The organism is Streptomyces sp. JLSY215 (assembly GCF_059682825.1).
This window is the reverse complement of sequence record NZ_CM185022.1, coordinates 7,251,789-7,270,798: the sequence shown is the minus strand read 5'-3', so window position 1 is coordinate 7,270,798 and position 19,010 is coordinate 7,251,789. Positions and strand designations below refer to the sequence as shown.

General features: G+C 68.1%; 13 protein-coding genes and 2 pseudogenes. 7 read left to right on the top strand and 8 right to left on the bottom strand.

Going from position 1 to position 19,010, the window contains the following annotated elements; all coding sequences use genetic code 11:
* The first annotated feature begins 32 nt into the window (after positions 1-32).
* Positions 33-458, top strand: coding sequence for a hypothetical protein (locus AC5677_RS32220; RefSeq protein ID WP_497191395.1), 426 nt, complete (start codon positions 33-35; stop codon positions 456-458).
* Between the two features lie 569 nt (positions 459-1,027).
* On the opposite strand, the gene AC5677_RS32215 is transcribed toward AC5677_RS32220, so the two are convergent.
* The 5 genes from AC5677_RS32215 to AC5677_RS32195 form a co-directional block, all read right to left on the bottom strand.
* A complete protein-coding gene (locus AC5677_RS32215) occupies positions 1,028-1,657 on the bottom strand; it encodes an SMI1/KNR4 family protein (RefSeq protein WP_497191394.1) in 630 nt (209 codons plus the stop codon).
* A 6-nt stretch (positions 1,658-1,663) separates the two neighbouring features.
* Positions 1,664-2,476 (bottom strand): hypothetical protein, encoded by an 813-nt coding sequence (locus tag AC5677_RS32210; RefSeq protein WP_497191393.1) that lies wholly within the window; start codon positions 2,474-2,476, stop codon positions 1,664-1,666.
* Positions 2,477-2,496: 20 nt separating this feature from the next.
* On the bottom strand, positions 2,497-3,153 hold the full coding sequence (locus AC5677_RS32205; protein ID WP_497191392.1) for a NucA/NucB deoxyribonuclease domain-containing protein: 657 nt from the start codon (positions 3,151-3,153) through the stop codon (positions 2,497-2,499).
* Positions 3,150-3,884 (bottom strand): WXG100-like domain-containing protein, encoded by a 735-nt coding sequence (locus AC5677_RS32200; RefSeq protein WP_497191391.1) that lies wholly within the window; start codon positions 3,882-3,884, stop codon positions 3,150-3,152. The genes AC5677_RS32205 and AC5677_RS32200 overlap by 4 nt, the downstream gene beginning before the upstream one ends.
* 204 nt (positions 3,885-4,088) lie before the next feature.
* Positions 4,089-5,072, bottom strand: a complete 984-nt coding sequence (locus AC5677_RS32195) for an IS481 family transposase (protein WP_497191390.1) — start codon at positions 5,070-5,072, stop codon at positions 4,089-4,091.
* A 199-nt stretch (positions 5,073-5,271) separates the two neighbouring features.
* Between AC5677_RS32195 and AC5677_RS32190 the strand changes: the two genes are divergently transcribed.
* Positions 5,272-5,637, top strand: coding sequence for a hypothetical protein (locus AC5677_RS32190; protein ID WP_497191389.1), 366 nt, complete (start codon positions 5,272-5,274; stop codon positions 5,635-5,637).
* A 580-nt stretch (positions 5,638-6,217) separates the two neighbouring features.
* A complete protein-coding gene (locus AC5677_RS32185; protein ID WP_497191388.1) occupies positions 6,218-6,364 on the top strand; it encodes a hypothetical protein in 147 nt (48 codons plus the stop codon).
* 7 nt (positions 6,365-6,371) lie between these two features.
* Here the strand turns inward: AC5677_RS32185 and AC5677_RS32180 are convergent.
* Together AC5677_RS32180 and AC5677_RS32175 are read right to left on the bottom strand one after the other, a co-directional pair.
* A pseudogene (locus tag AC5677_RS32180) lies at positions 6,372-6,791 on the bottom strand (alpha/beta hydrolase fold domain-containing protein); the annotation flags it as partial.
* 295 nt (positions 6,792-7,086) lie between these two features.
* Positions 7,087-7,596 (bottom strand): hypothetical protein, encoded by a 510-nt coding sequence (locus tag AC5677_RS32175; protein ID WP_046925110.1) that lies wholly within the window; start codon positions 7,594-7,596, stop codon positions 7,087-7,089.
* A 354-nt stretch (positions 7,597-7,950) separates the two neighbouring features.
* Here AC5677_RS32175 and AC5677_RS32170 point away from each other — a divergent pair, with 354 nt between their 5' ends.
* Together AC5677_RS32170 and AC5677_RS32165 are read left to right on the top strand one after the other, a co-directional pair.
* Entirely contained in the window at positions 7,951-9,909 is a 1,959-nt protein-coding gene (locus tag AC5677_RS32170; protein WP_497191387.1) for an AfsR/SARP family transcriptional regulator, read from the top strand.
* A 388-nt stretch (positions 9,910-10,297) separates the two neighbouring features.
* The gene (locus AC5677_RS32165; RefSeq protein WP_497191386.1) at positions 10,298-14,119 is read left to right on the top strand and encodes a hypothetical protein; all 3,822 of its coding nucleotides are present in this window, start codon (positions 10,298-10,300) and stop codon (positions 14,117-14,119) included.
* 494 nt (positions 14,120-14,613) lie between these two features.
* Here AC5677_RS32165 and AC5677_RS32160 read toward each other — a convergent pair whose 3' ends face one another.
* The gene (locus AC5677_RS32160; protein WP_497191385.1) at positions 14,614-16,254 is read right to left on the bottom strand and encodes an APC family permease; all 1,641 of its coding nucleotides are present in this window, start codon (positions 16,252-16,254) and stop codon (positions 14,614-14,616) included.
* Between the two features lie 310 nt (positions 16,255-16,564).
* Between AC5677_RS32160 and AC5677_RS32155 the strand changes: the two are divergent.
* Positions 16,565-17,304, top strand: a pseudogene (locus tag AC5677_RS32155) (winged helix-turn-helix domain-containing protein); the annotation flags it as partial.
* A gap of 383 nt (positions 17,305-17,687) precedes the next feature.
* Positions 17,688-18,947 (top strand): Rossmann-fold NAD(P)-binding domain-containing protein, encoded by a 1,260-nt coding sequence (locus AC5677_RS32150; protein ID WP_497191384.1) that lies wholly within the window; start codon positions 17,688-17,690, stop codon positions 18,945-18,947.
* Positions 18,948-19,010: the final 63 nt, after the last annotated feature.

Here is a 19,010-nt window from a genome sequence, read left to right as displayed (position 1 = left end):
GCGGCCGGGACGGCCTGCCCGCGGGCGCCGGCGTGGCGGCCACGTTCCCCCTCTTCGTGCACTACGGCGCCGAGCTGTGGGTCCCCGAGGCCGGTGGGCGGATCGACCCCAACAGCGAAGCTCACGACTTGACCATGTCCGCCTTCGGCGGGACGAGCACGGGTGAACGCACCACAGAATCGTCGCCGTCACCGAAGGGCTCACGGCCGACGGGATCCCTTACCCGTCCGCGCATGCCCCACGGCGCAACCCTCCCGATGTATCGCCGAAACCGAAGCCCGTCGCGGCACGCCGCGGCCCGGCCGAGCCCACCCGAGCGCCGCGTCCCCTCCCGCGAGCGGATCAACGAGCCGGTCGACGCGGCCGGAGACAGCCTGGATACGCTGCGTAGCGTCGAGGAAGGGCAGCAGAACCGTCTTCACCGGGCGCTCGGGCTCCGTATCACCTACCGGCCATGACCTATCGGCCCGGACAACGCAAAATGCTGGTCGGGATCGCCCCCAACCAGCATTTCGTGGTCAACATTCTGATTCTGTGTCCGATGGGGACTTGGACCGTACGTACACACCAGTGATGCGTGGGGAGCTGCAGCTCCGCTAGGCACCGGACCACGACTTCTCTCACGCAAGGGCCTTGTCGCACGGACCGGGAATCCCCGGCCGGCTCCCGTGCGAGGGGATCTCGCGCTTTGCTGTGGCATTACGAGGCGTGGCGGCGACGGCCACGATCGTCTCGGGGCCTGCAATCGTCGCCTCGCGAGAAGAGGACGGGGCTCGGAGCGAGATCAGGTCCGGGAGCCCCGGCTTGGCACGCTCTGTCAGGCTCCGGTATCACCGCGCTACCGCCCGCCGTGGTGTCGGCGCGGGATTCGGCCACGGTCCGCTTCAAGGCAGAGGACCGCTCGCGCTGAGCGACGACGCCACGTGATCCCCTGCCTGCAGTTCGCATCGAAACCTGCCGGCTTGTCCGGCTACTACACGGTCCGGGGGCCGGGATCGCCGAAACGGCCCGACCGAACCTCCTACGGTCAGCCGGCGGAGATGCGGATTGTCGCGCCATCGGGAAGATCATGGACCTTCTGAGCGATCGGACCGCGGATTCGCATCGCGGTCACCGCGTCGTGGATCGCGAAGTTGTCGAAGTCGTAGCCACCGCCGGCAATGAAGAACTCGTACGGGACAAGCCGCTCTCCAGGGTCGAGGGCGTCGTTCTCTTGCTGAAATGCATGAGCAAAGCTGGCCGCACCATTCACATCGGGGTCATCCAGCAACCATTGCGCCCACTGCTCGAGGCTGGTGCCCAACGAGGTAATGCGTGCCGTCTCCGGATCGAAGGCGACGACCTCCTCACCGCCGACAATGCCGAACTGGGTCCCGAAAATGTCCTGCCCGAAGCAGAAGACATCATCGGCCAGGCCGTCGTAGGTGTCCTTCCACGTGCTCTCTGAATTCCACGTAAGCATGTCGGGCCCCAGACCCTTCTCACCCACTCGGAAGACCTGGACGCCAGCGTTGAAGAGGAAGAAGCCGTTGATTCTGGAGATGACCCCGCCGAGCTCCGCGAGCGGACCGGCTTCCACCCCGAAGTCCAGATCCACTGAGGGTCCCATGGGGCCGCGGGCGCGGCCCAGCAGTTGCTCCAGTGCGCTCTCGGTCATGCCGTATCACTCCGCTTCCGGGCCGATGGGTCGGGTCAGATAGTGCTCCCGCACCCGGTCAGTGGCAACCAGGCGAAGGGTGGGTTGCAGAACGATCTCGTGCGGCAGCGCATCCCATTTCGCGTACGGCCACCAGCGGCCGTGGGCCGTCAGCAGCATCTCCTCACCACGCTCGATCTCACCCTGGTTCGCATACCATCCTGCCATCCATACGCACAGGGGAAACTGCTCAGGGGTCTCGCCGGTCGCCTCGGCCAGGGCATGTGCGCGAGGAAAGTCATTGGCGGCCGCCAATGCCTGCCAGACGACTCGCTTCTCATGGGAGGCCAGATCCCTGTAATCGCGTTCCAACAGGTGCGCACCGATCACGCCGTCCAGGGACTGCGCTGGGCTACCCCAGGGCTTGAGACGCCCCGGCAGCAGCTCCTCCACCGGGCGTCGCTCAAGCTGGTCGCACAGCCACCGGAGACGCTCTCCGAGCACACGGCCGTCGGGAACGTGTGCCGCCGCTGCGGCCATACGAGGAGCTGCCGCGGCGGCGGCATGCACCTCTGCAGCCAGGAAAGCCGAGTCGAACGGCATGTCCTGATTGCACAACTCCTTGCCAGCCGGCGCATCCAGAGAGATCAGGGACTCGGCCAGGTCAGCCGCCTCGGCGAAACGGTCCAAACAGAACATGATCTGAATCGATGCGGCAGCCGCTTCCCAGACGGGTCCTCGCGCTCCTCCCGGACGCTGCGCAATCTCGAGCAGCCGGGGTAGCGCCTCCACGAAGTTCCCCTGCCGAGCCCACGAGATCAATCGCTCAGCGGAATTCACACGATCGCTCCCCTTCTCAACTAGCGTACGGAGATCTTAACTCTGGTCCCGTCGGGTAGGCCGCTGACGGCATGGCGGCCCATCGCGGACCCGGACCCCTGGTTATCCTTGGGAGAGATGTATTTCACACTCGCTCCCGTGCCGCCCTCCGCGTACATCGCCGGCGGATACTCGTCACGGTCTGATCCACTGCGTGTCGGGATCGCTCGTAGGGAGTCCTCGCGATTGTCGTCTGCGCCAGACCTGTCGATCGTCAGGATGTCAGGGTGAGGCGCACTCGGCTGAGATCGGCCCCCGGTCCAGTGGGTGCCGGACTGGGCTTCCTGGATGTGCTGCGCAGACTCCGGGTATTTCTTCGAGTCGAGCACCACCTCGACGTCGTAATCCGACTGAGCCCCCAGGCGTTGATTGATCCGGCTCCTTGAATCGGCCTGATTCATCAAACGCCGCTTCGACCCCTTGCCGGTCAAGCCGTCGTTCTTTGCGACATTGTTGGCGAGCTCGACCAGTTCCCGAGCCATTCGATCATCGGCATCGTTGATGTTCTTGACAACCTTCTGAGCGCCACGACCTGCCTGACGGTACATATCGCTCACGGCTCTGGCGGCATCCTTACTCAATTGCTTGCCGACCCGTTGCGCCGCGTCTTCCAGCGCCTTCGCTATCGGATTACTCAACTGAACGATACCCCCGCGCTGGCAGTTGTGAACTTCTTCGCGTGGCCGACGACTTCATCTGCATGACCCCGGAGTTCAGCCGCACACTTGAGCAATTCCTCAGGATGCACGGAGAAACCCCGACCCGCATTTGCGCCGGCTGCAGCTGATGCCGACTCAACTGCCTTCTCAATGCCCTTGAAGACCAGTCCGCGCAGCGCTCGTTCGACTACTTCCTCGAGGGGAGTGATGGCCTTCTCTACGAGATGGGCGATTATTTCCTGTTCCAGCCGCTCCAGGATCTCATTGACGATCTTCTTGGAGACCTGAATCAGTGCCGCTTCTGCAGCAGCCGCTGCACCGAGAGTCGCCACCGCTGCTGCAGCAGCGGCCGCCAATTGAGCGGCGACCACACCCAGCTCCACCAGAACGGCCGTCTTGGCCGCCACGATCATGTCGGCCGCGACGTCCAAGGCGATCGCCACCACACCACATGCCCCGACCAGCTCGGTCATGTGTGAGGAGGACATCCGATCCCAGGTCTCGACGAGCTTGTCGTACGAGGGAGCCTGGTAAGCCTGGCCCATACGCCGGATCGTCGCGCTAGCTTGATCATGGGCGGAATCGATGTCACTTGCGAAGGCGCGGACATGTCCTGCGTACTCTCTGACGCTGTCCTCGTTGACTGCGGGCCAGTTCAAACCCAACAGGTCCATGACCCAAATCAGTTCGCCGGGCAGCTCGATCGCCATGCCCACCCCCCAGAAGTCACGTGAGACTGAAGCACCTCACCTGCAAACGACCCGGCAAGATTAGTACAAGCTGTCGATGCGTCAGTTGTTGGGGGAGGTGGGGCAGCTGCTAACTGGACACCCGGACTAGATGAAGCAGAGACAGGCCTGGTGGACCACACATCGAGCTCCCCTCCGCCAAGCGGCGAGCTCGCAGGCCAGCCGCTAGATGTATTGACCCGCAGCGTTGTTCACGCGGCTGATGGGTGGTTTCCCGTCCAGTGCGGTGTGGCATCGGTGGTGGTTGTAGGTGTGGAGGAAGTCTGTCAGGGCTTCGGTGCGTTGGGTGTTGCTGGTGTAGGGCTGTAGGTATGCCCATTCGTCGAGCAGGGTGCGGTTGAAGCGTTCGACCTTGCCGTTGGTCTGTGGGCGGTAGGGGCGGATGCGTTTGTGGGCGATGCCCGCGGCGGTGAGGGTGCGGGTGAAGTGCCTGGACTTGTAGCAGGGGCCGTTGTCGGTCAGGACCCGTTCGACGGTGATGTCGTGGGCGGTGAAGAAGGCATGGGCCCGCTGCCAGAAGCCTGCGGCGGTCTCTTTGCGTTCGTCGGTGAGGACTTCGCTGTAGGCCAGGCGGGAGTGGTCGTCGACGGCGGAGTGGATGTAGCTGTAGCCGATCACCGGTTTACAGCTTCTGCGCTGGTCGGTGGTGGCCTGGCGGTTGCGGTCGCCGGTTTCTCTGCCGACCGTGCGCCATCCGCCTCCGTCGGGGATGTTGCCCAGCTTCTTGATGTCGACGTGGACCAGCTCGCCCGGCCGGGCCCGCTCGTAACGCCTTACCGGCCGGCCGGTGGGCCGGTCCAGCCAGGCCAGGCGGTGCAGTCCGTGGCGCGTGAGGATGCGGTGCACGGTGGAAGCCGGCAGGCCCAGGACCGGTCCGATGCGGGCAGGTCCCAGCTTGCGGCTCTGCCGCAGTTCGCAGACGCGGGCTTCGGTCTCGGACCCTGTGCGGTGCGGGGTGGTGCGAGGTCTGCTGGAGCGGTCGTGCAGGCCCGCCTCGCCTTCGGCTCGCCAGCGTCGGACCCACTTGTGCGCGGTGGGCCGGGATACGCCCATTTCAGCCGCCACATGAGCCACAGGGCGGCCGGAGCGGACACGTTCGACCAGCAGCCGCCTGCCGAAGACGGTCAGCCGGGCGTTACGGTGGGACACGAAGACCTCCGTACGGTGTAGTCCTAGACACCTCCACCACACCGGAGGTCTTCGCCATGATCAAGCTCAGCGACCGTTAACAACGCTCGTGATCAATACAGCTGTGCTAAACGGCAACGTTGTCCTCGACAGCGAAATCAGGCCACATAGCGCTCTACTTCCGCGACCTGAACGGATACCCGACCGGATGAGGAGTCAGGTGCTGCAGCCGCCGCAGACCGAGGCCACGGAGCTGAGCTCCCCCCAGTCCCGGGTGGAGCGCGAGCTGGGACTCGAATATCGGATCCGGGAACTGGTAGACGTTCTGGGGGCCTCGTCGCTGATTCAGCAGTGCGGAGCAGAATGCCTCAGCGACATCTTGCCCTCCCTCTTCATCGACGGTTCCAGAGGAACCATCCAGTGCGCCCTCGACGCCTGGCAGGCACGCAGGAACCGGAGGAGTTGCCTGCCCAAGCCAACCTCTGTGGGCGCCAGAAACACGGTTACCCAGGCTTCATGGCGCAGCGTCCGACCGCAACGTCAGCAGGGCCTCGGCCGGCTGATGCAGGCCTGCTCGGTCGTGTGAATCAGTCCGTCCTGGCTCCGCTCGCACTCGTCGGCCATGCCCGACGTGGCAGGCGGTCCGTTTCGGCGAGCAGTTCGAAGTGGGGTTCCTTGCGCCAGCTGTCCTGGTTCCCGATATCTAGGAGTCGACGTCGGGCGCGTCTCACTGCCACATTCAGCAGATCTGGTGTCCCGACTGCCAGGCACGGGCGTGGGCACCGTGGCGCGGATGCGTCCCCCACACCAGGATGACGACGTCCGACTTCTTGCCCTGCATGGTGTGGACGGTTCCGCGTCATTACCCGCAGGGACGTGGTCCTCCAGGCGCATGTCTAGTACGGCCCGTCCGCATCCGAAGACCACGTCGCGGAAGGGACTGATGATGCGCACCCGGCCCAGGCCGACGCCCCACTCCAGATGCAGCAGGGTGAGCATGCGTGTCAGGGCTCTGCCTTCCTCGGGCACCCACTTGCCGACTGCGTCAGACGGTGCCACGTCCCCCCCAGCAGCTCAGCGGGTATACGCAACGCCAACAGCCTTCCCCGTCGGTTCTTACCTGGCATTCCTCGCGCGGTGAGGCTCCTGGGAAGGGCTTCTCCCCAGTGCCGTACACCATCTGGCTCATCGGCGCCGGACTGCTCGGCCCGGCCGTCCACGCCGACGCACTGCGCTCCCTCAAGGCCCCGGGCACTGCCTACGACGCCCACCTCGGCTGGGCCCCCAGCCGGCTGGGCTGGACGACTATGTGAAGACCAGTACCAGCCACCGGGCTGCCGCTTCGCAGTCGTCGGGCCCGGCGGGGAACGGGTGCTCCGGTGCCAGGCGGTAGTCCACGCTCACGACGGCCAGCCGTGCCTGCGCGGCAAGCTGCCACAGCTTCTCGTCCTGCCCGCCCGCAGAACCGAACGCCCAGCCACCTCCGTGCATGTGCAGGTACACGCCGTCGACGTGGTCTGGCACGAACGCCCGGACTCTCACTCCCCCTGCAACGACGTGGTCTTGGCCGTGCGCCAGTCTCACCGGCGGCGTGTGGCCACCGAGGCGGTTGCGCCGCAGGCGCGCCAGCACGGTGGCGTCCGGTGCCTGCTCGCGGGTTGGACGGCTCGCGGCAGTAGCTTCGAATTGCTCGTTGAATGCCAGGGTCTCGGCGAGGCAGTCCTCATCGATGATCGTCATGCCGTCGACGGTCGCAGCTGTCAGCGACAACACCCTGCCACCGTTTCCTGGTGAGCTGCGTCACTCCGCTTTCGCGCTACCCGTCCTCTCCGCTCTCCGTCCCCGCTTGACCGGCGCGTCGCCCCGGTCGACGCTGGCGCCCTGCTGCGACCGAAAACGCATCACAGAAGGTGGCCGTGGTGGGGCGCCCTCCGGGGGGAGTGATCGAGGGCGCCCCGGACCGGGGACGGTCCGCCAGGGGTATCGCGGGGCCGTCCCCGGCCGTCTGTGGCCGGTCAGTGCGGCCGCTGAGGGGTCAGGGGCGGGAGAACTTCACATAGCCGCCGTTGTTCGGGCGGTCGAACCAGCCGCGGAAGGCCCAGTTGATGTATCCGCCGTCGCCGAGGTTCGTGAACTCGCCGTCCTCGAAGACCCAGATCCCGTAGATGACGCCGTCGTAGGTGGCGGAGCCGTAGGCCTTCACACCGTTGAAGTGGTCCTCGTAACCCTGGCTGAGGTTCATGACCATGACGTTGTACTGACCGCCGGCGGCGTAGAACGCGGACTCCTCCAGGTTCTTGACGAAGCCTTCGCGGTTCTGGGCCGTCTTGATCGACGCCTCTATCTTGTTGGCGATGCCGAGCACGTCGACGTTGAAGTTCAGGTTGGCGTTGGCACCGACGTCGACCGGCGAATCGCCCGCCGCCGCCGTGGCGGCTGCGGGAGCGGCCATCGCGGTTGCCGGGAAGGCGGCACCCGCAACGGTGAGCGCGGCACCCAGAGCCACCGCTACCACGCTCTTCCTCAGGACACCCGAAGTGGACATGCTTCTCCTCGATCAGTGGGGGGCTTCGTCCTCTCCGCAGGAACGGAGAGCAGCCCGGAGCTGCGGAAGAGCCGCAGCTCCGGCACGGACACCAGACTCGGCCGTGCCGCTCATGAATGGCTCACATCGCGCTCATGCGGTCCATTGCCGACCGCTGGGCCGCCATTGCCCCCGTCTGCCCCGTTCCCGCTGCGTGCGAACACACAGGACGTGTCCGCATAGCGAAACGACAGCGGGGGCTGTCACCCTCCGGTCTGGATTTATGGTCTTTATTGGGCAAGGGCGTTCACGGCGCGCCCCGTTCGGCGGTACACACGAGAGGGCACGATGGTTCAGTTGCGGCTCCTAGGGCCGGTGGCGATCGAGACTGACCAGGGCCTGCCACTGGCTCTGGGGGTGGGCCGCATACGTACCGTGGCCGCGGTGTTGATCAGCGAGGTCAACCAGGCCGTCCCGGTGAACCGGCTGATCGACCTGGCGTGGGACGGGGATCCGCCGGCCCGGGCGCGGGGCGTGGTCCACAACCATATGCACCGGCTGCGGCAACTGTTGGCGGGCCAAGCCGAACTGGCCACGCGGGGGCAGGGGTACGTACTGCTCGCCGATCCTGGCTCGGTGGACGTGCACCGCTTCCGGAGCCTGGTCGCAGGAGCCCGGGACGCCGAGCCCTGGGCGGCCGTTGTGATGCTGCGTCAGGCCCTGGGGCTGTGGCGGGGCGAGGCGCTTGCGGATGTGCCCGGTGAGCGAGTGCGCCGGACGTTGGGCTTCGGCCTGTCGCAGGGGCGGCTGGCCGCGCTGCAGGAGCTCGGCAGGCGGCTGATGCTGCTCGGCCGATACGGAGACGTGGTCACGGAGTTGACCGGGTGGATCGTGGAGCATCCGCTGCACGAGGAGCTTGCCGCGCTGCTGATGCGGGCCCTGCAGGCGAGCGGTCGGCAGGCCGAGGCCCTTGACCACTACCACCGGGTCCGCCGCCACCTGAAGGACCAGCTGGGCATCGACCCCGGCCCGGCACTCAGCGAGGCCTACCTGGCGGTCCTCGGAGGCAGCCACAGCCCCGCGCCGACCGCCTCCGGCCGCCCGAAGTCCGCGGCGCGGCGGCCGGCACCGGCCGCACCGGCGTATGCGGGACCGCCGGCCCCGCGGCCCCATGGGGAGCCGGCGTCCCCGGGGCCGGGTGCGGGACCGTACGTCGCTCCGTACGACCCCTCCCAGCGGCCGGGTCGCCCGCCCAGGATCGCCCAACTTCCGCCTGTCGTCGGAGATTTCTGCGGCCGCGACCGGGAACTTACGCTGCTGGACCAGCATCTCGAGCGGGTGCCGCAGCCGGCGTGCGTGGTGCTCGCCGGCGCGGGCGGGACCGGCAAGACCACCCTCGCGGTGCAGTGGGCGCACCGCCGCAAGGCAGAGTTCCCCGACGGACAACTCTTCGCGGACCTACGCGGGTTCGAGCGGCCCCCGATGCGGCCCGGCACCGTACTGACGGCGTTTCTGCGGGCCCTGGACGTCCCGGAAGCGGAGATCCCTGAGTCGGTGACGGAGGCGGCGGCGCTCTACCGTTCCCTGCTCGCCGGCCGCCGGCTGCTCGTTCTGCTGGACAACGCCGGCACCCCCGACCAGGTGCGCCCCCTCCTGCCCGTGACGCCGGGCTGTCTGGCGGTGGTGACCAGCCGACGGCGGCTGAGCGGACTGGTGGTGCGGGACGGCGCCGCACTGGTGAGGGTGGGGCCTCTCACGTCGGAGGAAGCTCTGCAGTTGCTGGGCAATGCACTGGGGTGGCAGCGTGTCGAGACGGACTCAGGGGCAGCCCGGGAGCTCGTCGAGCGGTGCGACCGGCTGCCGCTGGCGCTGCGGATCGCCGCGGCCCGGCTGATGGCGCACCCGGAGTGGTCATTGGAGTGCTGGTCGAAGAAGCTGGCCGATGAGCGCCGCCGGCTGCAGGAGCTGTCCGCGCACGACGCCGATTTGGCCATGGAGACCTGCCTCTATCTCAGCTACCGTGCCCTGTCGAGCGGCGCCGCCCGCCTCTTCCGCTTGCTCGGTCTGCACCCCGGCCCGTGTGTTGAGCTCCAGGAAGCCGGCGTGCTGGCCGGCCAGGACACCGAACGCACTCACCGTCACCTTGCCGAGCTGTGCGACGCCCACCTCCTCGAGGAACATGCCCAAGGGCACTATGTGCGGCCGGAGATGGTGCGCATCTACGCCGTACAGCGAGTCGCGGCGGAGGAGCCGCAGCACGCTCGGGACCAGGCGGCACGGCGTCTGATCGCCCACATCGCCCGGCACCGGGAGCACCGGGTGTCTCCCTGCTGACGCCGCAGCGCCTTGCGGTAACCCCCTCGTTCCCGCCCTGGCTGCCGTCGCCCGCTTCGCCCCTGCTGGGGGTGATCCGCCATTCGCCAACCTTGCATGCCGGGTGGCTTGCACTGCACGGTCGGGTCTACCCATCCGGCAGAGCGCATTGTCAGAGCCCGTGGACAGGGTGACGCTCGTTCGAGAAACGTGTGGTGTGTGGCATGAGGGACGGCCGGGGGCTGCTGTGCGCAGGGATGATGTGGCGAGGGTGCGGCATCAGAGCAGTGCGGGGGACGAGCCGTTCGCCGTGTGCACCGATCATGCGGCGTTCGGTCGCGACGAGCATTGGAGCGAGCGCCTGGCCCACGGACAGCGTTCCGGTGGCTTTCGGGTGCTTGGACGCCATGTGGCGCTGCCGATCGCGGAGGACGGCCGGGAGATCGAGGCGCGTATCTCCTTCATCGTTCCGGGACGCCTGTCCCGGTCCATCTACAAGGAACACGGGCTGGATCTCGGCCCACTGATCTGGGTGGATGCACGGGGCGACCGGCTGCGGGAGAGCGAGGTCAGCCCGTTCGCACGGTCGGAGGGGAAGCGGCTGGCCACACTGCTGATCGCGCACACCTGCCCCGCCGCCGAGCGCCTCGGCAAGCCGGAGCTCTTCGTCTTCCCGGAGATCTGGCGAGAGGGTCATGGTCCGAATGTGCCGGGCGAGGTGCTGGGGGCGGAACGGCTCGGGACACCTGCCGACGCCGAGCACGATCGCGGTCCGAGTGAGGACTTCCTCCGCCGGGTGACCGATGGTGCCGCGACGGTGGCGGACATCCGGTCCACGGCCCGGAGTTTGGCCGCATCAAGCCTCTCCGCCCAGGCGTTCTTCCGGTTCCGCGACGCGCTGGTGCGACGCGTCGACGCCGGGCACCTTCCGTACGCAGGAATGATCCCGGGCATGCGCAAGCTCGCCACGGCGGCCGGCCTGGACCCCGGCGAGGAAACCGCTGAACTCCTGTGCCGGACCCTGCCCTTCGCCGTCTATGCACGCTCGTACGGCCCTTACACCCAGGGAGTCCCCGACGGCTTCTGGAAGGACTGCCTCAAGGGCAAGGCCCTGGAATTGCTGGGGCAGCATGCTCCGGCGGTCGCGCAGGTGCTGGCGTCGCGCACGAGGCTGTACGGCGACCGGGACGTGTGGTGGCAGATCCTGGAGCGGACGGGCACACTGACCGCGCTGGCCGGGACCCAGAACCCGATCCTGCCCGTAGGCATGCCCGCCCGCTGGCTCAGCGCATGTCTCCAGCGCTGGTCGGACGCGCTCCCGCCCGGGTTGCCGGAGCTGATCCACCGGATGGCGCCACGGCTCATCGCCGACGCCGTGCCCGTGGAACCCAGCACCAGCAAGGGGAAGTGGTCCGAGGTGTCGTTGGACGCCATCGACCAGCTGCTCTCCCTCGGCATCCCGGTGGCCGACCCGTCCCCTCGGCTCGATGAGCGCTTCTACAACCGAGTGGTCGTCGGTCGGCGGGACCTCGCCGCGTTCTTCGCCGACCCGCGTTTCCAACGGGAATTCCGAGCGTGGCTTGAGGACAGGCTGTCGACCTCGCACGGCCTGATGGATTCCCGGGAGGGGCGGGGCAGCCTGCCCGATGTGCTGGAGCACCCGCGTGGTCTCGCCGTTCTGGCCGAATGGTTCACGGAGCGGGCCGCTGAGGCGGAGCACGGCACCCTGCAACACCTCAGCGGGCTGCTCGGCCGGCTGCGGCCGGTCCGGGCGGCGGCTGCGAAGCCGCTCTGCTCCGGGGCGGCCCGCCGGATCGCCCTCATCGACACCGCGGGGAAGCTGGCTGACGCGCTGCGTGCCCGGATTGCGGCGGGCGGCGCCACGCTGGAGACGGCTGCCGTCACCGCGCTGCTGGACGGCACCGACCGCGGCCACACGGACGCAGACATCCGACGCCGCATCGCCGAAGCACTGCCCGAAATACCCGCTGCCGCCCTGGACGGCGCGGTCCGCGATGTCCTCCTCGCCGCCGGCTGTCGCCTGGCACAGCGGAAGCTGGCCGAGATCGCAGGTGCGGAGCCGTCCCCGCCGGCCGCACCCCGGCCCGTCGTCGTCGGCCCGTTCACGCGCCTCGCCGCCCAGCTGACCGCCCTGCTCGACCGCAAGCCATGGGGTGGAGACTGGGGCCGGCCCACCGCCACGTTGAACGCCTTCCTCCGCGGCCTGCCCCTGCATGTGCGACACCCCCACCGCGTACCAGGGCTGCTGCTCCACGTGGCCGCCCCGGGCGTCGACTCGCGGCGCCACACGATCCTGGCCGACGCGGTGCACGACTACGTGGCCGGCCCCTACACAGACCCAACCGGTCAGTGGCGGATCGGCTACGCAACCCTCCCCCGGGAGACTCCCGACCCGTGGCTGACCGAAGGGTTCGCCGTCCGTACGGACTCCTCCGTCGCCGTCTATCTCGAAACGCCCTATCGGGGAGCCGGCCGACCGGTTCTGGAGTACGCACCGGATGGCCGGTTCCCGGCTGACGGGCCCATGGCCGCGGGAGGTGCCGAACATCGGGAGGAGCAGTTCCCGCCACCGCTGCGGGACCACGCCTGGCTGGAGCGGTTCGTCGCACTGCTCCGCGAGCGCGGCGCCCCGCCGGCCCGTCCCGAACTCGCGGTCACCTTCGCCGAACACACCGGTCTCACCCGCTGCGAGGCGGCCAAGCTGCTGACCGGCCGTCCGGTGACGGATCTGCACTACGGCTCCGAGGGTGTGTGGCCTCCCTACCGGGCGTCGTTCGACGAGGGAGAACTCACCGCCTGGGGCCTGGGCAAGGGCTCCGCCGTCGGCGACGACCTCCTCGCCGGACTCACCGAAGAGCACCGCACCACCCTGTTCGATCGGCTGCTTCCCGACGACCCCGAGCGGCTGTGGACCCATGGTCCCGAGGTGGAGCGAGGCGCGCTCTGGTGGGAAGGAACCTTCGGCCGGCTGCCGCACGTCCCGGAAGACCTTCTGTATCGCGCCGACGAGGAGTTCATCGCCCCCGACACCACGGTCACCCCCGCCCGGCAGGAGCGCCCGGGTGCCACCAAGCATCCGTATCAGCCGCGCGTCGGTCCGGCTGTGCTCGCTCGTACCGTCGCCCGAGGTGCAGACCTCCTCACCGACGACATTTCCGGGCTGTTCGCTGCGCCGGTGCCGACCGCAGCGGCACGGATGGCCGCCTGGCTTGCCTACCGCACGCCCGCCGGACATCCGCTGCGCCCGGCGATCGGGGCTGCCTGTGCCCGGTTGCATGCGGCGGTGTGCGAGGGCGAGGGCCGCAAGGTACCGGTCGAGGTCTTCGCCGTGCCGCGTACGTACAGCCTCGAGCTGATCAACCTCGAGAGTCTGGAAGGCGTGTCCGTCGAACCCGACCCGCTGGGCTATTCCCTCGAGCGGGTCCATGTACGACCGGGAGCGCTGCTTGCCGCGGACGGCGGGTACGACCCGACAAGTCGCGTTCTCGACGGGCTGGACGACTATCTCAATTTGCCTGAGCGGGCCCGGTGGTATCCCGGCCCGGGCGGGCTGCCGGCGGTTGTGGATCTACGGATGCTGCTGGCAGGGGGCTTCGCCGCGCTGGCCGAGCATCTGACCAACGACGCCGACCGCACAGCCGGCTGGGAACAGGACCCGCGCCGTTCCGTTCCCGATCTGGTCGCGGAAGCGGCCAAGGAACTGCAGCTCTCCGAGGACGCCACCGCGCTCTATCTCATGTTGTCGGTGCTGCCGGATCCCACGGACAAGAACGTGCGGGAGTGGACCGGCTGGAAGTCGACCCAGCTGAAGGCGGTGCAGGATGAACTCGCCGGAGCTGCCGGCTTGGTCGTGCGCGGAAAGCGAGCCCGGGCCGGGCGTTCACTGTTCCTTCCGGGCGACTGGGTCGCGTTGAAGAAACCACGGCTCCCGCTGGAGGCGGTGAAGCTGCCGCTGTTGCCTGCCGCCGCCGAAGGACGTTCGGCGGCCCATGCCGTCGTGGTGCCGCACCTGCCCGTCCCGCAGTTGTTCACCCAAGCGTGGCAGCGATTCCGCCCCGGGGCCCACGCGTCGAGTCCGAGCGCGTCGACGCCGAGAGCTGTTTCGGAGTCGCCTTCACTGCACGGCAAACCGGCCGTCGACGCTGTGCATCGTGCGGTGAGAGGCCAGGAGTTGGCGAACGGCACGCTGGTCGGCACTTATCAACGGTGATAACTGTTGCGGGCGTTGGCCGTCGGAGGGGCGCGCGGCCGGCAACCGGACGTCGATTCGTCGCCGTCGTGGGCCCTGCCGGTGGGCGGCGACCATGATCGACTCCGATCGCCTCCCCGGTCGCCTCGGTGCTACTCGCGGCAGCGCCTCAGCGGATGGGAGCCGATGGATCCGGCCGAGCCGTTGCGACGGCGCACCGGCACCATGCGGCGGCTCAACACCCTCCGCGTTCTGCGTAGGGCAAGCGGTGAGCGCGTCACACACGGGGACACGGCGAGTACGTCAAACGGCCGGTCACCTGGTCAGCGGCCGGCCCACACCGGCCGATTCACAGTGGTCAGCTGATGCAGACGTGGGCGCGGGGCGAGTGACCGCGACGAAAGACCTGAAACGCGCCGTGAGTTGGCACCGGAGACAGCCGGAAGGCCGATGAGTTCGACCGGATGACCGGCCGAGCTCATCGGCCTTCCTGGCCGTCAGCGCATAGTGCGGAGTCAGTGACCGCCCTCGTCCACGACCGCGACCTCCTCGATGTTCTGCTCGATCGCCTCGGCAGGGACGGCGGAGGCGCGGGCCCAGTGGTAGATCCCCACGGCGAACACCGTGACGATCGCCATGTCCCACCACAGCGGGATGTGGCTCTGGCCGCCGAAGCCGCCCTGCCAGGAGATGAGGCCCATGCCGATCAGGTACACCGGAAGCCACCGCGCGGCCTTCCAGTCCAGTCGCGGCGCGTTCGGCAGCTGCTTCTTCGTCGCGTACCAGGCGTAACTGCCGAGCAGCACGTAGCCGATGATGATCGCCCAGCCGAGCCGCTGGAGGGTGTCCCAGCCGGCCCAGTAGATGATCAGGCTCGCGACGACGAAGGCCATGGGCGAGATCACATTGCCACCGGGCAGGCGGTACGGGCGCTGGTGATTCGGCAGACGGTCACGGAACACGCCGAACGCCAGCGGCGCACCGGCGTACATCAGGACGCTCGCCGAGGTGATGAAGGAGACCAGCTCCTGCCAGCTGGGGAAGGGCAGGAAGCAGATCACGCCGGTCACGAACGAGATGATCAGGCCGAACCACGGCACACCGCGGCGGTCCGTCTTCTCGAACGCCCTGGGGGCGTAGCCGTTCTTGCTCAGACCGTAGGAGATACGCGAGGTCGACGTGGTGTAGATCAGGCCGGTGCCACCGGGAGAGATGATGGCGTCCGCGTACAGGACCCAGCCCAGCCAGCCCAGACCCACCACGGTGGCCAGACCGGCCCACGGGCCGCTGATGCCGGCGTAGTCCAGCTTGGCCCAGCCGTGCGCGAAGGAGGCCAGCGGCAGAGCGCCGATGTAGACCACCTGGAGAAGGATGTAGATGACCGCGCCGATCGCGACCGACCCGAGCGTGGCGCGCGGCAGGTCGCGCTTGGGGTTGCGGCTCTCTCCCGCGAGCTGGATGGCCTGCTCGAAGCCGAGCAGCGCGAAGATGATGCCGCTGGTGCTGATGGCGCTGAGGACGCCCTTGGCGCCGAACGGCGCGAAGCCGTGGGAGGTGAAGTTGTGCGGGTGGAAGTTGGTCGCCGCGATGATGAAGATCGCCCCGAGGGGTACGGCGATCTTCCACCAGGTGGCGGCGCTGTTGGTGTGGGCCAGCACCTTTACGCCCAGGAAGTTCACCGCGACGAAGATCGCCATCAGGAAGACCGCGACGATGAGGCCGCTCGTCGTGAGGGTCCCGTTCGCATTCAGGAATCCCTGGGCCCACTTCCAGTGACCGGCGTAGCCGATCATGGCCTCGACCTCGATCGGGGCCACCGTCGCCGCCTGGAGCCAGGAGAACCAGCCGAACGACATACCGGCCAGGCCGCCGAAGGCGTAGTGCGGATAGCGCGCCGTACCGCCGGCCACCGGGAAGAGGCCGCCGAGCTCGGCGTGCACCAGCGCCAGGAGGACGATTGCAATCGCGCCGATGATCCAGGAGATCAACGCGGCCGGACCCGCCACCACTACGGCCTTCTGGGCTCCGTACAGCCAACCGGATCCGATGATGGAGCCGACCGAGGCCCACATCAGGCCGATCAGCCCTACGTCCCGACGAAGGGAGCCGGAGCCCGATTTTGGCTTCGGGGGCGTGATCTGATCAACGCTTGCCATAGGAGGCCTTTCAAGACAGAACTGGCCGAAAAGTTGCCTCAGAGTAGGGAGTTTTCGGAATCCTGCAAAGAGTCGTTGGCTGAATAGTTACATTCCGCGGAAAATTCATAGCCACCTCAGAATTTGGCGGGGTGGACATTTGACGGAATGCATGCATGCGCGAGCCGACGGGATTGGATCAGTAGCAGACGGCGACGAGACGACCACCTATGTGGCCCACCGGCGACACGAATTCAATTTGCAAAACCTTTGACTTTGCACGACGGGGAAATTACCTTTCGGTGTTAAGGAATGTCTCACCTGGTGAGTTTTGCCAGCTTCTTGTAGCAGGTCAGGGCTGCGACGCGAGCAAGTCCGGTTAGCAGCAGCTGATTTGATCGAGGCTGGCGCCAGCGACCATGAGGTGGCCCGGCGTTTCCGGGTGACGCGGATGTCGGCGAACCGCCGGCGCCGGGCCCTGGCTGTGGGCGGGAGGGAAGCTCTGGCTTCGAAGGGGCCCGGTGGTGTCCGCTGCTGTCTCGCCCCCGTCCAGTTACGGGAGCTGGAGGACCTGCTGGACGCCGGCCCGGCCGCGCACGGCTGGGGCGAGGACCAGTGCTGGACCCTGGCCCGGATCGCCGAGGTGATCCGCACACGGTTCGGTGTCAGCTACACCCTGGCCCGGGTCGCCCTGCTGGTGCGCCGGATCGGATGGAGCGTGCAGGTGCCCGTCCGCCGGGCCACCGAACGCAACGAGGCGAAGATCGCCCAGTGGAAGGATGAGCAGTGGCCGGCCGAAAAAGGACTGCGGCGGACCTGGGCGCCTGGTTGTGCTTCGAGCGCGAGGCAGGGCCCGCGTGTCCGTGGCCGCGCTCGTCTGCACGAAGCCTGGACGCCGACCCCGGCTGATCTACCGCACCCTGGTCGACCGAGGCCCGCGCACCGAGGCCCGCGCAAGGGCCGCCGGAAAGGGTGACCGACTACGCCCGGCCCCTGGACGCCGCCCACCAGCAGCTCGGCGGCCCGGCCGTACTCGTCGGGGACGGGCCGCGAACGAAGCCCGTGCGCACGACGGGCAGTGGCTTGCTCTCGCCGACCAAGCGAACCGCAAGGCGCAGGGCCACGCCGTCCTGGGCTCCCTCCGGGGCGGCCGGCGCCTGGACGCCAGCCGCCACACGCTGCCGTCGAGGCACCGGGAAACGGGAAATACCCTCCGCAGGACGCGGTTTGGATGGAATGGGATAGCCATGTATGCCCAACGCTCGTGCAGGCAACACACGCTGACTTTCCGTCACTACTCTCCGCATTCCTGGCGGAACCTCACCTCGATCCCTCGCCTTTTCCCTCTCGGCATTGCCTGATCATGATGGGATGGACGGGCACTCCGGGGCGCCCGTGATCAGCCGGGACCGCTGACAGGAAGTGCCGGAGAGGTACCTGAGGGAGAGCACGGGATGTTTGGTGGCAACATCGCGGTCGTCGGTGGGAGCATTGCGGGCTGCGCGACGGCCCTGGCAGCGTTACGGGGCGGCGCCGAGAAGGTCACCATCCTGGAGCGGGCCGCCGACCGGCTCCAGGAACGAGGGGTGGGTGTGAGCCTGCACCGGGACCGTTACGCCGAGTTGGAAGCCGCCGGGTATGTGGACGCCGACATGCCGTGGAGCCCGATGGACCAGCGCATCTGGACGATGCGGGACAGCGAAGCGGAACTCGGCCGGGCTGTCGGAGTACAGGACGCCCCGTTCCGCGCGTACTCCTGGGGTTCGCTGTGGAGTGAGCTGCGCAGCCGAGTGCCCGCCGAGGTCGAGTACCGCTCCGGCGTGGGCATCGCGGCTGTGGAGGAGGACGCCGAGGGCGTGACGCTCGACTTCACCGCCGGCGGGCGGGAACGCTTCGACGTCGTCATCGGCGCCGACGGTTACCGCTCCGTCGTCAGGGACACCATGTTCCCCGGCCTCCGGCCCACGTACGCGGGATACCTCGGCTGGCGCGGCGCCTCGCAGGGTGCGCCCGAGTGCGGCTCCTCGGACCTCGCCTGGACGGATCTGCGTACGGTGGTCTTCCCCGGCGGTCACTGCGTGATCTACCGAATACCGGACGGCGTGGGCGGCATGCGGGTCAACTGGGTGCTTTACACCACTCCGCCCGAGCACCTGGCGCTCCCACTGAATCTGCAGACCCCCACCTCGCTGCCGCCGGGGAAGCTCAGCACCGAACTCGACGCGTTCGCACGGGATTTGGTGCGCAAGCACTTCCCGCCCTACTGGGCCGAGTGCGTGCTGCGCACCCCGCGCGAGGAGTCCTTCATCCAGCCCATCTACGACCTCGAGGTGCCGCACTACGCCCGCGGCCGACTCGCCCTCGCTGGGGACGCCGCCACCGTCGCCCGGCCGCACACCGGCGGCGGGGCGGTCAAGGCACTGCAGGACGCCCTGATCCTGGAGGAGGCCTGGCGGGCACACGACGACTGGGCGGCGGCCGCCGCGGCGTACGACGCCGGCCGGACAGCGCCTGGCGCCTCGTTGGTCGACCTGGGGCGCAGGTTCGGACAGGCCCAGGTCGTCGGCACTCCGGACTGGGAGACCATGCGCACCTCGGACTTCGAGGCCTGGTGGAAGGGGCAGATCGGCGGCCCGGAGCGCAGCAGCGGCTTCGGCGGCCACGCACTCCAGAAGGACGGCCCTGAGAAGGACAGCCTGAAGAAGGTCAGTTGACCGTGCGCCGCGGCTGAGCGTATGTGAGGACGAGGGCGCGCCACCAGGTGCCGGGCTTGACGC

Bases quoted from the DNA above. Each gene is read 5' to 3' on its own strand.
- AC5677_RS32150 (WP_497191384.1), top strand. From the start codon at position 17,688: ATGTTTGGTGGCAACATCGCGGTCGTCGGTGGGAGCATTGCGGGCTGC.
- AC5677_RS32200 (WP_497191391.1), bottom strand. From the start codon at position 3,884: ATGGCGATCGAGCTGCCCGGCGAACTGATTTGGGTCATGGACCTGTTG.
- AC5677_RS32160 (WP_497191385.1), bottom strand. From the start codon at position 16,254: ATGGCAAGCGTTGATCAGATCACGCCCCCGAAGCCAAAATCGGGCTCC.
- AC5677_RS32215 (WP_497191394.1), bottom strand. From the start codon at position 1,657: ATGACCGAGAGCGCACTGGAGCAACTGCTGGGCCGCGCCCGCGGCCCC.
- AC5677_RS32175 (WP_046925110.1), bottom strand. From the start codon at position 7,596: ATGTCCACTTCGGGTGTCCTGAGGAAGAGCGTGGTAGCGGTGGCTCTG.